The organism is Myroides sp. LJL116, assembly GCF_054871685.1.
Genome location: NZ_JBTXLR010000001.1, coordinates 324,101 through 339,120 on the forward strand (window position 1 = coordinate 324,101; position 15,020 = coordinate 339,120).

Consider the following 15,020-nt stretch of genomic DNA (forward strand, 5'->3'; position numbering starts at 1 on the left):
TGAAATGGCAGCAGAAGGACATAAATCAAACACGAAAAGAATCTGGAGTGTATTTATCATTTTATCTTTAATAACTCTTGTTGAGGTTGTTTTAGGGATTTACAAACCAGACATGTTACACAACGTACGTCTTTTCGGATTAAGTGTGTTAAATTATATCTTCATTATTTTAACAATTTGGAAAGCATACTATATCATGTGGGCGTTCATGCACTTAGAAGGTGAAACTAAAGCATTTAGATGGTCAGTAGCGGGAGTTCTTTCTTTCCTATGTACTTATTTGATTACATTAGTTTTAATTGAAGGAGATTACGTATTTGAGGTTTACCAACAGTCTCAAATCAGATGGATATTTTAATAACTAATTATAGTTTTAAAGGCGGTTTATTGACCGCCTTTTTTTATTTTTGTACCTGAGTGATTTAACAAAATATAAAATGAAGAAGTATCTTATTTTAGCTTTGCTTTTTATTATGCCTATATGTGCATATCTTTTTTTTGCTACTGGCGTAAACCAATTTCAAAGGCTACCCATTATTAGTGAAAACGTAAACGAGTTACCTAAGGGTAAAACTCTATTGGGTAATGAACCTAAATTAGAAGGTAAGATTACTATTCTTGGTTTTCCTGGTGCTAATCTTTTAGCCGATAAAGGGGATGCTTTCAATTTAAATCAAAAGATTTATAAACGCTACATGGATTTTGAGGATTTTCAATTGATTATGATTCTTCCAATCGGTAGTGAAAAGCAAGCCCAAGCTGTAGTAGATGAATTATCTCCTATTTCAGATATGTCTAATTGGAACTACTTGTTTTTAGAACCACAGCAAATCACTGAATTTTATAACTCTTTGGGACTTGTTGGTAAGTTAGATGATGAATTGGCAAGTACCAATATCTACATTATAGATAAAGATTTGAATGTTCGCGGAAGAAATGGAAAAAACAAAAAAGGAGACTTCGAATATAAAGAAGGATATTCAACCATCTCTGCAGCAGAACTACACAACGATATGATGGATGATGTTAAAGTTGTTTTAGCAGAATATCGTCTAGCATTAAAGCAATATAAACGTATTAATAAACAAGATTAAATATGAAAGATAAATCCTATATCTGGATATCCTTAGTTGTTTTGGTTTTTGGAATTTGGGCTGTACCAAAGATTGTAGATCGTTTTTCTTCTCCAAGTTTACATGTCATGGGTAAAGCTCCTGCATTTGAACTTACCAATCAACACAATAAAATTATTACTCAAGATAATTATAAGGGGAAAGTACATGTAGTAGAATTCTTTTTTGCTAACTGTCCGACAATTTGTCCTATTATGAATCAAAATATGTTGAAACTTCAAAATGACTTTTATGGAAATATGAAGTTTGGTATTGCCTCTATTACTATTGATCCAACCAATGATACTGTTGAGGCTTTAAATCAACATGCTAATGATTTAGGGGTTAAAAATCCATACTGGTACATGTTAACTGGAGATTCAAAGTATATTTATGATTTAGCTGCACAGTTTAATTTATATACAGGTGTTAATCCAGAGGCTCCAGGAGGTTTTGAACATTCTGGGTTATTTGCCCTAATTGACCAAGATGGAAATATTCGTTGCCGTGAAGATGAATTTGGTAATCCAATTTTATACTATGACGGAACAACTGACGAAGGTTACCAAATGATCAAAGAAGATATTAAATTACTATTAGGAAATTAATCATGCAAAACGAAAAAGATTTAGAGAAGAAATATACAAAATGGATTTGGATTTTATCTATTACTATTCCTGTGGTAGTAGCTATTTTATTCGGAGTAAATTTGCAAAAGTTAGGGTATGATGTAAAACCGTTGACGTTTTTACCTCCTATTTATGCTACAATAAATGGAATTACTGCACTTTTACTTGTACTAGCAGTTAGAGCAGTTAAGAAAGGTAATGTAGTTTTACACGAGAGATTAATCAAAGTGTGTATAGGATGTTCCATAGCCTTTTTAGCTATGTATGTTGCCTACCATATGACATCCATTGAAACCAGTTATGGAGGGGAAGGATTTATCCGTTACGTTTATTTCTTTATTTTAATTACTCATATTTTATTATCCATTATCATTATCCCTTTTGTATTAGTTACTTTTGTTAGAGGGATTGCAGGTTCTTATCAAAGACATAAGAAATTAGCGAGAATCACTTATCCTATGTGGCTTTATGTTGCTGTTACTGGTGTGATTGTTTACTGGATGATTTCTCCTTATTATATTCACTAATTTTTTTATAAGACCATGAGAAAGAAATTTAGTTGGCTACTTGTTTTTACTCTGCTAGGAAGCTTTTCTACCTATGCCCAATGTGCAATGTGTAGAGCTGCCTTAGAAACGGAAGAGGGAGGAGTTAAAGCCGAAGCAGTAAATGATGGAATTGTTTATTTGATGATTTTCCCTTATCTGCTTGTAGGTATTGCTTTCTTTTTAACGTATAGAGTTTATAAAGGTAAGACCACTCAAAATAAATAAAATAAAAACCGCTTTTATAGCGGTTTTTTTTATTATTTTAACCTAAGTGTAACATTTGTTGTGTTAGTGCGTCTTATTATAAAATACAATAGGGATGAGAAAAGTTAATATTTGGATTTTTTTAGCATTGTTTGGTAATTTGGGCTTGTATAGCAGTATGGCGCAAGATTCCAAATTATGGACTTTAGAACAATGTATAGAACACGCAGTACAGAACAATATACAAGTTAAGCAAGTACTAATTGAACAGGAGGTTGCTGGGATTTATAATCAGAATGCCAAGTTGGATTTCTTGCCTACTTTAAGTGCCAGCTCTCAACACTCTTGGACATTGTCTGATGTATTAAACACCCAAAGTAATACCTTTGAGAGTCAAACTTTACAAGGAACTAGTATAGCCGGGGCCTTAAGTGTGGATTTATATAAAGGGATGGAGAAGCAGCACCGTATGGTAAAGACTAGATTAGATCTATTAGCTGCAAGTTATTCCTCTCAAAAAATGAAAGAGGACATTTCTTTAAATGTTATTAATGCTTACTTACAGGTTATTTTTAATAAAGAATTGGTTTCAACTAATGAAAAGCAGTTAGCCTATGACCAAAGTCAAGGGGAAAGAACACAATTATTAGTAGATGCTGGATCTGTACCTGCAGGAGATTTATTAGAAGCTAAAGCGACTATAGCCACCAGTAATCAACGTTTGATTTTATCGCAGAATCAATTAGTGATGGCCCGACTTAATTTGGCACAATTATTACAAATACAAGCCTATGAGTCTTTTGATGTGGCAGCGGATGATTATCCAGTTAGTATTAGTGAGGCTTTAAGTTATACCCCAGCTCAAGTAACCCAGCGTGCTTTTGAGTCCTTGACAGATATAAAAACAGCCCAAGTACGTGCAGAGATTGCTCAAAAGAATGTAGATATCTCTAAAAGTGCCTTACTTCCAACCTTAAGAGGGTTTTATAATTTATCGAGTTCCATGAATTATGGAAGTAGGATAGTAGGACAAAGTACAGAAGCCATTGAAACTAGTATAGGTTATGTAGAAGGAACTAATCAAAGAGTTTTGACTCAAAGTTATATGCCTGTCTATGGAGCGGAGGATCCTTTTTTTAGACAATTTAAAGATAATCTAAACTCTAACTTTGGTCTTTCTTTATCCATTCCTATATTCAATGGAAACAAGGCTAGAAATAATGTCAAAATAAATCGTTTGATTTTAGAACAAGTAGAAAACGAGAAAGAACAAGCTATCCTTAAGTTAGAACAATTAGTTTTTAAAGCTTATACCGATACACAAAGTTCTTTGAAGAGTTTTGAAGCTAGTCAGATTACTTTAGAAAGTAGAGAGAAGAGTTTTGAATATGCCCAAGAGAGATATCAAGTTGGATTAATTAATATTTTCGAATTAAATCAAAATCAAATTTTACTAGTAAATGCCCAAAGTGAGGTGTTAAAGGCAAAATACGATTATATTTTTAAGACAAAGATATTAGAGTATTATTTTGGAATTCCCCTTTTTTAAAAAGTTAGTTTTATGAAAAAAAAATATATTTATTTAGGCCTTGCAGTAGTAATTATCTTAGGTCTTGTCTTTAGTGGTTTATTTGATAAGAAACCAGTAATAACCAATGTAGAGGTTAGTGAGCTTGGTAAACGTGAGATTATTCAAGTAGTTTCAGGTACAGGAAAGATTCAACCTGAAATTGAAATAAAAATTTCTTCCGAAGTATCAGGAGAAATCATAAATTTGCCTGTTAAAGAAGGTCAAGTTGTAAATAAAGGGGACTTATTGGTAAATATAAACCCGGATTTATATGACTCCCAAGTGGATAGGAATAAGGCTCTTTTAGCTACTAGTATTGCCAATTTAGCTATGGCGGAAGCTCAGTTAGTAGAAACTAAGTCCAACTATAATAGAAATAGTACTTTATTTGAAAAAGGGGTTATTTCTGGAGCAGAATGGGATAAGGTGATCTCTAGTTTTGAAGCAGCAAAGGCAAGTCATAATTCTGCTTTTTATAATGTAGAAAGTGCGAAAGCTGCCTTGACTGAAGCTCAAAGAAATTTATTGCGTACCACTATCTATGCTCCTACCTACGGAACTATTTCTCGTATAGATGTAGAGTTGGGAGAAAGAGTTCTTGGAACCCAACAAATGGCTGGTACAGAATTATTGCGTATTGCCAACTTGTCTAAAATGGAAGTAGAGGTAAACGTGAATGAAAATGATATCGTAAAGATTAAAGAAGGAAACGATGTTATTATAAATGTAGATGCCTATTTAAAGAAAGAGTTTAAAGGTAAAGTTAGTAGCATTTCTAATTCTGCTTCCAATGAAAACCTTTCTGCTGATCAGGTAACTACTTTTAAAGTAAAAATAAAAATTTTAGAAGATTCTTATCAGGATTTAATTGATACAGAAGTTGAGAATTACTCTCCATTTCGACCTGGGATGACCGCGGCTGTAGATATTATTACAGAGGTTAAGCCCGATGTGTTTTATGTGCCAATTTCTGCCGTAACAGTAAAAAGACCAAGTGACACTATTGCTAATAAAGAGGAGAATTTCGATATAGATAAAGAATTAGCTCGTGAAGCAGTTTTCGTGGATGAAGGTGGAATAGCTAAAATTAAATTTATCAAAACTGGAATACAAGATGATCGTTACATTGAAGTAAAAGAAGGATTAAATAAAGAGGATAAAATTATCACTGGTCCATATACTGTTGTTAGTAGATCTTTAAAACATGGCGATCAAATAAGTAGTACAATAAAGAAAAAAGAAGAATAGTAAAATAAAGAATGGTTACAATATTAAATATAGAAACATCAACTAAAAATTGCTCTGTTTCTCTATCCCAAAATGGGGTCTTAGTTCAAATTAAGGAAATTGCAGAGGAGAATTTTTCTCATGCAGAAAAACTACATGTGTTTATAGAAGAACTCTTGCAAAACAACCAAATGAACTTTAAGGATCTAAGCGCTGTTGCTGTAAGTCAGGGTCCAGGATCTTATACAGGATTGCGCATTGGGGTATCTAGTGTAAAGGGGTTATGTTATGCTTTGTCCATTCCAATGATTGCATTAGATACTTTAGAAATCCTTGCCAGACAAGTAGATTCTCCAAATGCTTGGATAGTAAGTTTGATTGATGCAAGGAGAATGGAAGTATTCTCAGCTATTTTTGATTCTAATTATACTACCCTTCGTGAAATCCAAGCCAATGTTATAGAACCTGGTAGTTTTGATGAGCTGCCTAGCGATCGTCTTGTTTACTTTTTAGGTGATGGCGCCTCAAAGTGTAAAGAAATACTTGAAAAGGAAAATACTATATTCTTAGAAGAAAATTTATATCCTTCTGCAAAAGAAATGGTAGAGATGAGTTACCAAAAATATCTGAATAAAGATTTTGTAGATACGGCCTATTTTGAGCCATTTTATTTAAAAGACTTTGTGATGTTGACAAAAAAAAATAAGTGATGCTACATAGCATCACTTATTTTTTTTGCAGCTCCTAAAACAAGAGAGCTAGCAGAATTGTAATTATCATTTTCTACCCAATATTGTACTGTGTAGGTTATTTTAGTATCTAGTAATTCAGTAATTAATATTTTAGGCTTTGGTTGATTTAATATAATATCGATTTCTTGTAGACTTTCTAATAGTTCAGAAATGAATTTATTGGTATCCTTAGTCAAAGAGGTTTGAAAGTTTATTTGGGCTCTTCTTAGATTGTTTTGACTTATATTTTTAATCTTTCCATTGGATAATATACCATTGGGTATATAGATGGTGTTGTTCTGGTAATTTACAATTTGCGTGGAAAAAATATGAATTGCTATTACTTTTCCACTTTCTTGTTGGGCTTCAATGATATCTCCAATGCGAAATGGTTTAAACAACACAATTAATACTCCTCCTGCAAAGTTACTCAAAGAGCCTTGGAGCGATAAACCGATAGCTAAACTCATCGCCCCAACAATGGCTACGAAAGAGCTAGTTTGAATTCCCATTTTTGAGGCTATAATTACAAAAAGTAATACGCGTAATCCCCAAATTAAAGCATCTATTAAAAAGCTAGCAAAGGTTGGTTCGATTTTCTTTTCCAAAAAGATTTTTTTTGCGAATCTCTTTAAGATTTTAATAACCCAGCTACCAATGGCTAGTATAATAATGGCGTTAAATATTTCTGGTATAAATTTGAGTATTTTTACAAAGTAGCCATTTAGTATATTATCAAACATGGGTGTAAATTTTTTTTATAGTGTATGTTGTTTTACAAAGCCTAGGTTGTCACTAGCAGGTAAGCAGGTATTATCAGTACAAAAATAGACTGTTAACTCCTGGTTAGTTTTAGGTTTATTCAAATAGGGGATAGAACAATCTTGTACTACAGGAAAAACTAATGTAGTGGTAAGGATTTTTTTTCTAAGTTCTAAAGACAACTTTAGAGCGTCTTCTCCTACTAAAACAAGTTCATTTGGGTTGTTTTTATATAGATGTAGCAATAACCAATTGGAAAAGGCAGAAGGATAATCTACCTGGGTAAGAATTACCTCGAGCATATTATGGGCTATTTTACTGTAATGTGAATTTTGGAATAAGATACCAAGTTGGTATAAATTATGTCCCATAGTGGAGTTACAGCTCACAATTACATTGTCTTCCGTTTCTATGCTATTTAAGATTTCTTCCTGTTTATTTTGGCTATAGAAGAAAAATCCTGATGTAGTATCCCAGAAATGATCTAAAGAATAGTCCGTTGCATGCTTGGCAATTTCTAAGTACTGACTTTGACCTGTGTGCTTGTAAAGGTAGATACTAGCTTGAATAAAAAAGGCATAATCATCCATAAAGGCTAAGGGACCTTTTTGCGAATTAGTATAGCTTCTATAAAGACCTTTTTCGCTACAGTGCATTTTAGTGTAAATAAAGTCAAATACAGCAACGGCTTTGTCAAGATATTGTTTTTGGTTTAAGGCTGTATATGCATCTAATAAACCTACAATATATAATGCATTCCAACTTGCAAGACTTTTATTATCTAAAAATGGTTTAGCTCTTTTGCTTCTATGGGTAAGAAGCAATTCTTCCATTGCTGCCTTTTTTTGCTCTAAGGCCTCTAGAGAAATGGAATATTGCTTAGCAATATCATCTAAAGGTTGGTTTTGAATAAGTACATAGTTATCCTCTTCCCAATATCCATACTCATTTATATTGAAAATAGTGGAGAATAAACTAAAATCGTCTTTTAAAATATCTTTTAACTCTTGTTTGGACCAAACATAGTATGCTCCTTCTTGTAGTTGTTTGGATGAATTTAAGCTATCTGCATCTAAGGCGCTATAATATCCTCCTTGTGCATTAGAAAAGGTATTACTTACAAATTTTATGGTTTTTTCAATGACTTGTTTATATAAAGGGTCTTGTGTTCTTTTATAAGCATCTGCATAAAGGCTTAAAAGCTGTGCATTGTCATATAGCATTTTCTCAAAATGAGGAATATGCCACTTATGATCTACAGAATATCTACAGAAGCCTCCTTCTATTGGGTCAAATATTCCACCCCAAGCCATAGATCTTAAACTCAAATCAACATAAGATAGTAAAGTAGTATTATTATTCCTTACAGCATTCTTTTGTAAATACAGTAAATTATTGGGCATCATAAATTTTGGTGCGATAGCATATCCACCAAATTCCCAATCGAAACTTTTGGCCCATTTATCCATTAGTAGATCTAAATTAAAACGGGTTTTCGGATCTAAAAACGGACCACTACTTATAGCAGATATACCTTGTTGTAATTTCTGAGCAAATTCCTCCACTTTTTCGGGGTCCTTGGCATAAAGTTCTTGTAGTTGGTTTAAATAATCCATCCACTGTTGCCTTGGAAAATAGGTTCCACCCCAAATAGGGTGTCCGTTAGGTAGACAAACCACATTTAAGGGCCAACCAGCTTTTTTAGTCATGATTTGTACTGCCTTAATATAATAGTTGTCTACTTGAGGAAGTTCCTCTCTATCTACTTTTATATTAATAAAGTGATTGTTCATTAATTGAGCAACCTGGGGGTTTTCAAAACTTTCGTGTTCCATTACATGGCACCAATGACAAGTGGAATACCCAATACTAACTAGTATTAATTTATTTTCACTTACCGCTCTTTCAAGGGTTTTTTCATTCCAAGGCTTCCAATGTACTGGATTGGAGGCATGTTGAAGTAAATAGGGGCTTGTTTGCAGATGTAATTCGTTCATAAAATGGAAATGATTTTTAAAGCTTAAAGATACGGAGGTTTTTTCACAGATAAAGTACCTTGAAAGCATAACACTAACTTAACATTGGACAATTGGTTTTTTTAGACCTTTGCAGCTCACTGAAATTAAATAATTAAATTAGAAAATGGAGCAAATTTTTATTGTTATGTTAATTGCCCTTGCACTTTTAGCCATTGTGGATATCATGGTTGGGGTAAGTAACGATGCTGTAAACTTTTTAAACTCTGCTATTGGATCTAAAGCTGTACCATTTAAAGCAATTATGGTTGTAGCATCCTTAGGTATTTTAGTAGGATCAATATTCTCTGAAGGGATGATGGAGATTGCCCGAAGTGGAATTTTTGTACCAAGTATGTTTACTTTTGACGATGTTATGGTCATCTTTTTAGCCGTAATGATCACTGATGTTTTACTACTGGATGTGTTTAATACCTTAGGTTTACCCACTTCCACCACAGTTTCTATTGTTTTTGAATTATTGGGAGCCGCTGTGTGTATGGCAGTTATTAAAATAGTTAACTCAGATCAAAGCTTTGATATTCTTCCTACCTTTATCAATACCGATAAAGCAACAGAGATTGTTTCGGGAATTTTGCTTTCTGTGTTATTAGCCTTTACTTTAGGTGCTTTTGTTCAATACATTTCTCGTTTAGTATTCACTTTCAATATCGATAAGAAATTACAAAGTGTTGGAGGAATCTTCGGAGGAGTTGCCATTACTGCTATTAGTTTCTTTATCCTTATTAAAGGATTAAAAGGTGCAAGCTTTTTAAGTAAGGAAACTAGTATTTGGATTGGAGAAAACCAAATGCTATTAGTTGGAATAAACTTTGTTTTCTGGACAATTTTATCTCAAATCTTAGTAAGCTTTTTTAAAATTAATATCCTAAGAGTTATTATTGTGGTTGGTACTTTTGCTTTAGCTCTTGCTTTTGCTGGAAACGACCTTGTAAACTTTATTGGTGTTCCAATTGCTGCTTTCCAATCTTTTGAGTTCTTTACTGCATCGGGTATGCCTTCTGATACCTTTATGATGGGGCAGTTAGCAGAATCCAACGTGGTGGCGCCATTTTACTTTTTAGCTATTGCTGGAATTATCATGGTATATACGTTATGGACTTCTAAAAAAGCTCATAATGTAGTAGAAACAGAAATGAACCTTTCTCGTCAAGATGCAGGAAGTTCAGATGAGCGTTTCTCTCCAAACGTGTTTTCTAAAGCGGTAGTTCGTTCTATGGTAATTTTAGGAATGGGAATGAACTATATCTTACCTAAAAACTTACAAATTACTTTAGATAAGCGTTTTGAAAAACCAGAAAAATCTACTGTAAAATTAAGTAGAGAAAATGAGCCTGCTTTTGATATGGTAAGAGCGAGTGTGAATTTAATGGTAGCTAGTATTTTAATTAGTATTGGTACTTCTTTAAAATTGCCATTATCTACCACTTATGTTACCTTCATGGTGGCTATGGGTACTTCTTTTGCTGATAGAGCATGGGATAGAGACTCTGCTGTTTACCGTGTTGCTGGAGTAATCAATGTAATTGGTGGATGGTTTGTAACAGCTATTGTAGCTTTTGTTGCGGCATTTATCGTATCTTATATTCTTCGTATAGGAGAGATTTACGCTTTAGTTGCTATGTTAATCCTTGTAGCTATTTTACTGTACAGAAGTAAGAAAGCACATGAGAAGAAAGAGAAAGTTAAAAAGGAAATTGAGATGCAATTAGATAAAGTAGATATCGATAGCATTCAAGGAGTAATTTCCGAGACTTCTTCTCAGATTGCAAAAACTATAGCTAAGGTTAATGAACAATACACTATTGTTATTGATGCAATTGCGTTACAGGATTTAAATAAACTAAAACGCAGCCGTAAGAAACTCAAAAAATTAGAGAAGGAAGTAGATAGTTTAAGAGGAAATGTATATTTCTTTATTAAAAACTTAGATGATACTTCCGTTGAGGCAAGTAAATTCTATGTCTTAACCTTAGGTTACTTACAAGATATGATTAAAGCAATTAGCTTTATATCTCAAAACAGTTATAATCACGTAGATAATAACCATAAAAAACTTAAGTTCAACCAAATTAGAGACCTTAAGTTAGTAGACAAAAAACTACAAGAATTATTTGATAAAATACATGAGTTATTCTCTCAAGAGAAGTTTACTCAAATTCAAACTATTCTTCAGGATAAAGAAGATTTAACTACAACAGTAGATAAGTTAATCCAAAAGCAGATAGTTCGTATACGCACAACAGAAACAAGTGCTAAAAATAGTAAGTTATATTTCTCTATTTTATTTGAGTCGGATGATTTAATTAAATCAACTATCGCCTTATTAGAATTATTTAGAGATTTTGATATAGAATCTAAAGGCAAGTCTTTTAAAAGAATGAGCTAAGGATATTTAATCTATAAAAAAGGGATTGTTAGTTTATAACAGTCCCTTTTTTTGTGGCTTAAAAATAGTAGAAATCCATAAGGGTTGAATAAGCAATAGTACTCCATCTTACTTTTATGATCTAAGCTGTAATAGAAAAAGGGTTTATTGCCAAGCAATAAACCCTTTTTTATCTTGAAATTACCACTATTGGGTAATTGTTTTATCCGTTATATGCCTCTACAATAATTGCATTGTCTTCTAGCATTTGACGTAACATATTCTCAATTCCATTTTTCAATGTAAAAGTAGAAGATGGACATCCACTACAAGCACCTTGTAAAACTACCTCTACCGTATTATTAGAAGGGGTATATTGTTTAAAAGCAATATTTCCACCATCTGCTTGTACTGCAGGTTTAACATACTCCTCTAAGATATTAATGATTCTTTGAGATTTCTCGTCTAAAGAATCAAAATGAGTTTCTTCTTGCTTTTCTAACTCTTTTGTATCTGTAATTAAAGACTCATCTACTGCAAGGTTCCCTTGTTCTAAAAACTCTTTAATAAAAGTTCTTGTACTTTGGATATGCTCATTCCAATCGTATGCATCGTACTTAGAAATAGATACATAGTTTTCATCAATAAAAATTTCTTTTACAAAGGATTGTTTGAACAATTCTTGTGCTAATAAAGAAGATTGAGCTTCATCAATATTTTTAAGTTCTAATGCTTTCTTTGTTAATAGCTTATTGGCAACAAATTTAATTACTGCTGGGTTAGGCGTAGATTCTGCATAGATAGTTACTGGTTGCTTTTTATTTTCTGTTTTAGTTTCCAGTAGTATTTTATTACCTTTATCCAAGAATGTTTCAATCTGCTGAGCAAGGGATTCTTTTACATCATCCCACTCTACAATTGAAAATTTTTCCACTGCAATGAAATTATTTGAGATATAAATCGTTTTAACAAAAGGAAGATAGAAAAGTTCACGCGCAAGAGGAGAGTTAGCAGTCTCATCTATGTTTTTAAATTCGTGATTTTCACCTTTTACTATAAAATCTGGTAAAACAAATTTTATAATTGTAGGATTTGACGTATTTTGAATTTGTATTTTTGACATATTACTTTTTAGTTTTTTCAAAATTAACAAAGAATAAATGGAACAATCAAAGATATAATCTTTTTAAACAATTAATTAACATATAGTAAGCATTAATAATTTAAAGTAACAATTAACATGAGCAAAACAATAGGGCTTTTATTATCTGTCTTTATGTACTTGTTTTTTGCCACTCCCAATTATGGAAAAAGTGGTAGTAGCGATTTTGAAGCAAAAGCGCTTTTCGAAACAGAACATAGCATGGGATTTTTGCAAGAACAGCAGCCTGAAATAAAGTACGGTAAGCCATATAATTTGACCCAATGCGCTGGACCTGCTTTACAAGATCCTGCAACTTTCTATTTACCAGATGCAGTAAGAGGAATTGGAGACCAAGCAAATGGTAAAGATCAAGATGGAGTAGCTATTGTTCCTTTTGGTTTTTTATATGACTTTTATAAAAGTCAAAGTGATGCGGAAATTCAACGCGAGAAAATAAACAGTAGAAATCTTTGGATTAGTTTACCAAGAGATAGTGCTCCTGTTAGTTATTATGTTAGAGTTTATTCGGTACAGGACCCAGATCAGTATAAGGTGTGGGGGTTTGATCTTGTTGTAAAGCAAGAGGATTGTACTATAGCAGATATGATTGTATCTGTAGCGGACTTATATAAAAGTGTTGGCTCGCCAAGTGATAAAGCAAGCTTTAATTTGGGGATAAATGCAAATGAAGCCTTTTTAGGTAATGTTACTTTATATAAAGTACAGCTTTTTGAAGTAGTCCAAGGTGTAAGAGGTCAAGAGATTTTAGATGTAGATAATAATTGGGATAATTATCTAGCCTCTAACAATACTGTGATCGAGATACAGGTGAGCGATGTGAAGAACCCTTCTAATGCTAAAGGACATAAGCGTTTTACTTTGTATACGGAGTTTTTAGACACTAATGCTACTGCTGTACTTTCTGCTCAACAAAGTAACGAAGAAACCCAAGAAGATAAACGAGAAGGAATTTTTGACCTAACACAAGCTCAAAGCCAGATCGGCAATGGTGTAATGACACCTTATTTATCTATTAGCTATTATTCGGATCACAATTTTACCAAGATCATTGAAAACCCAACTGAATTCACTGCTTTAGATGGTACAGTAGTATATGCTAGAATTAGTAATCCACTTTTTCATGCTACCCCTGTTGTGGTTAAAAGTGCTTCGATTACACTGTCTATTATAGCTAAACCAGTTATTGGTGCATTTGATAATCTAACCATGTGTACAGATAATAAAACACAGTGGAATTTTGATTTACTTGTTTTAAACAAAGATATTCTAGGAAGTTACCCGGAAGTATCGGAAGATGGAACAACCGGATATACTGTAGCTTATTTTGACAACGAACAAGATGCTATAAAGAATGAAAATGCTATCTCTAATAGTTTAGATGTTAGATTAAATGAAATTCGCACCTTATGGGTTAGGTTAACAGATGTAGAAACGGGGAATTTTAACCATAAGAGCTTTACTGCTTCTTTAGGATACAGCAAGATTACCACTTATAATTATGCTATAAACTATTGTTATAACGATGTACAGCAAAATACAGCTAATCTTTACGCTGGTGCAAATGGTGTGAAAGGTGCTACCGTTATAGAACGACCTGATCAAGAGTTTTATCCGAATTATGATCAATTAGATGTCTTGTTTTTCGAAAATGAAATCGATGCACAAAATAACACAAACGCTCTAACTAGAGAGCAAGCTCAAAATTATCCTCTTGGGATTGGTCAAAAAAAGCAATTGTTTTCTAGAGTTAAGATGGTGGAAGGATTTGCTTGTCAAAGCGATGATTATAAAACCTATACTATTAGTAGCAATTTAAGTGTGAGCGGAAGTTTTGGACCTGAACAAAATTCTTTACAATTATGTAATAATGGACAAGACCAAGGGACTATTGGTAGTAATGTTTGGTTCGAGCCAAATGACCAACAAGTATATAGAGTTACTCTTTTCAAAGTAGTAGAGAATAATACAGCAATTGCTGTTGCAACAAAGATAGGAAGTAATAAAGAGGAATTAGAAATGGAGATTACACAGGATGGTACGTATTTCCTTCAAGTGACTTATGCACAAAATCCTTATCCAGATTCTACCCCTTGTTCATTGCGTTCTCATAATTGGCAAGTAAAACCAGTATTTAACGTATTTATTTTAAATGCGGATGCTACCAATATGGTAAATTCTTTAGATATCGATCAAAATGGTCGTGCATTTGTAGAAATCGGAGTATCTACCGATGAGGTAGATGATTTTGAATACGCTATTGATAATGGGGCGTTCCAAAATTATAATCGCTTTGATAATATTCCTATTGGAGACCATGTTGCATGGGTAAGAAGTAAGTACAGTAACTGTGCAGTTATGACAGTGTTTTCAGTATTTGGATATCCTAAGTACTTTACACCAAATGGGGATGGATACAATGATACATGGAATATACCTGGGCTAAGTGGACACCCTGAGGCTAGAATTAATATATTTGACCGCAATGGTAAGTTATTAAAACAAATGAGTCCTAACAATATGCAAGGATGGGATGGGCTTTATAATGGTCGCCAATTGCCTTCCACAGATTATTGGTTTACAGTAGAGTTTACTAATGATTTACCTGGTAATGATGAATTAAATGGACGTTCAGTAAAATATACAGGACACTTTTCTTTAAAAAGATAAT

General features: G+C 32.9%; 13 protein-coding genes. 10 read left to right on the forward strand and 3 right to left on the reverse strand.

Going from position 1 to position 15,020, the window contains the following annotated elements:
* Nucleotides 1-4 precede the first annotated feature (4 nt).
* From ACYSNM_RS01485 to tsaB, 8 genes are all read left to right on the forward strand, one after another.
* Nucleotides 5-358, forward strand: coding sequence for a cytochrome C oxidase subunit IV family protein (locus tag ACYSNM_RS01485; protein ID WP_461755333.1), 354 nt, complete (start codon nucleotides 5-7; stop codon nucleotides 356-358).
* Between the two features lie 79 nt (nucleotides 359-437).
* On the forward strand, nucleotides 438-1,094 hold the full coding sequence (locus ACYSNM_RS01490; protein ID WP_461755334.1) for a hypothetical protein: 657 nt from the start codon (nucleotides 438-440) through the stop codon (nucleotides 1,092-1,094).
* 2 nt (nucleotides 1,095-1,096) lie between these two features.
* Nucleotides 1,097-1,720, forward strand: coding sequence for an SCO family protein (locus ACYSNM_RS01495; protein ID WP_461752955.1), 624 nt, complete (start codon nucleotides 1,097-1,099; stop codon nucleotides 1,718-1,720).
* A 2-nt stretch (nucleotides 1,721-1,722) separates the two neighbouring features.
* A complete protein-coding gene (locus tag ACYSNM_RS01500) occupies nucleotides 1,723-2,268 on the forward strand; it encodes a DUF420 domain-containing protein (RefSeq protein WP_461752956.1) in 546 nt (181 codons plus the stop codon).
* Nucleotides 2,269-2,283: 15 nt separating this feature from the next.
* Nucleotides 2,284-2,514, forward strand: a complete 231-nt coding sequence (locus ACYSNM_RS01505) for a hypothetical protein (protein WP_461755335.1) — start codon at nucleotides 2,284-2,286, stop codon at nucleotides 2,512-2,514.
* Between the two features lie 94 nt (nucleotides 2,515-2,608).
* Nucleotides 2,609-4,042, forward strand: coding sequence for a TolC family protein (locus ACYSNM_RS01510; protein ID WP_461755336.1), 1,434 nt, complete (start codon nucleotides 2,609-2,611; stop codon nucleotides 4,040-4,042).
* 12 nt (nucleotides 4,043-4,054) lie between these two features.
* Nucleotides 4,055-5,311, forward strand: a complete 1,257-nt coding sequence (locus ACYSNM_RS01515) for an efflux RND transporter periplasmic adaptor subunit (protein ID WP_461755337.1) — start codon at nucleotides 4,055-4,057, stop codon at nucleotides 5,309-5,311.
* Between the two features lie 11 nt (nucleotides 5,312-5,322).
* Nucleotides 5,323-6,000, forward strand: a complete 678-nt coding sequence (gene tsaB, locus ACYSNM_RS01520) for a tRNA (adenosine(37)-N6)-threonylcarbamoyltransferase complex dimerization subunit type 1 TsaB (RefSeq protein WP_461755338.1) — start codon at nucleotides 5,323-5,325, stop codon at nucleotides 5,998-6,000.
* A gap of 2 nt (nucleotides 6,001-6,002) precedes the next feature.
* Here tsaB and ACYSNM_RS01525 read toward each other — a convergent pair whose 3' ends face one another.
* The gene (locus ACYSNM_RS01525) at nucleotides 6,003-6,764 is read right to left on the reverse strand and encodes a mechanosensitive ion channel family protein (protein WP_461755339.1); all 762 of its coding nucleotides are present in this window, start codon (nucleotides 6,762-6,764) and stop codon (nucleotides 6,003-6,005) included.
* A 15-nt stretch (nucleotides 6,765-6,779) separates the two neighbouring features.
* Nucleotides 6,780-8,780 carry a thioredoxin domain-containing protein gene (locus tag ACYSNM_RS01530; protein ID WP_461755340.1) on the reverse strand — a complete coding sequence of 667 codons (2,001 nt, stop codon included), beginning with the start codon at nucleotides 8,778-8,780 and terminating at the stop codon, nucleotides 6,780-6,782.
* Between the two features lie 145 nt (nucleotides 8,781-8,925).
* Here ACYSNM_RS01530 and ACYSNM_RS01535 point away from each other — a divergent pair, with 145 nt between their 5' ends.
* The gene (locus ACYSNM_RS01535) at nucleotides 8,926-11,208 is read left to right on the forward strand and encodes an inorganic phosphate transporter (protein ID WP_461755341.1); all 2,283 of its coding nucleotides are present in this window, start codon (nucleotides 8,926-8,928) and stop codon (nucleotides 11,206-11,208) included.
* A gap of 202 nt (nucleotides 11,209-11,410) precedes the next feature.
* Here ACYSNM_RS01535 and ACYSNM_RS01540 read toward each other — a convergent pair whose 3' ends face one another.
* Nucleotides 11,411-12,310 carry a NifU family protein gene (locus tag ACYSNM_RS01540; RefSeq protein WP_461755342.1) on the reverse strand — a complete coding sequence of 300 codons (900 nt, stop codon included), beginning with the start codon at nucleotides 12,308-12,310 and terminating at the stop codon, nucleotides 11,411-11,413.
* Nucleotides 12,311-12,427: 117 nt separating this feature from the next.
* Between ACYSNM_RS01540 and ACYSNM_RS01545 the strand changes: the two genes are divergently transcribed.
* The gene (locus tag ACYSNM_RS01545; protein WP_461755343.1) at nucleotides 12,428-15,019 is read left to right on the forward strand and encodes a T9SS type B sorting domain-containing protein; all 2,592 of its coding nucleotides are present in this window, start codon (nucleotides 12,428-12,430) and stop codon (nucleotides 15,017-15,019) included.
* Nucleotide 15,020: the final 1 nt, after the last annotated feature.

Coding starts and splice junctions, on each gene's coding strand:
- ACYSNM_RS01485 (WP_461755333.1), top strand. CDS start 5: ATGGCAGCAGAAGGACATAAATCAAACACGAAAAGAATCTGGAGTGTA.
- ACYSNM_RS01490 (WP_461755334.1), top strand. CDS start 438: ATGAAGAAGTATCTTATTTTAGCTTTGCTTTTTATTATGCCTATATGT.
- ACYSNM_RS01495 (WP_461752955.1), top strand. CDS start 1,097: ATGAAAGATAAATCCTATATCTGGATATCCTTAGTTGTTTTGGTTTTT.
- ACYSNM_RS01500 (WP_461752956.1), top strand. CDS start 1,723: ATGCAAAACGAAAAAGATTTAGAGAAGAAATATACAAAATGGATTTGG.
- ACYSNM_RS01505 (WP_461755335.1), top strand. CDS start 2,284: ATGAGAAAGAAATTTAGTTGGCTACTTGTTTTTACTCTGCTAGGAAGC.
- ACYSNM_RS01510 (WP_461755336.1), top strand. CDS start 2,609: ATGAGAAAAGTTAATATTTGGATTTTTTTAGCATTGTTTGGTAATTTG.
- ACYSNM_RS01515 (WP_461755337.1), top strand. CDS start 4,055: ATGAAAAAAAAATATATTTATTTAGGCCTTGCAGTAGTAATTATCTTA.
- tsaB (WP_461755338.1), top strand. CDS start 5,323: ATGGTTACAATATTAAATATAGAAACATCAACTAAAAATTGCTCTGTT.
- ACYSNM_RS01525 (WP_461755339.1), bottom strand. CDS start 6,764: ATGTTTGATAATATACTAAATGGCTACTTTGTAAAAATACTCAAATTT.
- ACYSNM_RS01530 (WP_461755340.1), bottom strand. CDS start 8,780: ATGAACGAATTACATCTGCAAACAAGCCCCTATTTACTTCAACATGCC.
- ACYSNM_RS01535 (WP_461755341.1), top strand. CDS start 8,926: ATGGAGCAAATTTTTATTGTTATGTTAATTGCCCTTGCACTTTTAGCC.
- ACYSNM_RS01540 (WP_461755342.1), bottom strand. CDS start 12,310: ATGTCAAAAATACAAATTCAAAATACGTCAAATCCTACAATTATAAAA.
- ACYSNM_RS01545 (WP_461755343.1), top strand. CDS start 12,428: ATGAGCAAAACAATAGGGCTTTTATTATCTGTCTTTATGTACTTGTTT.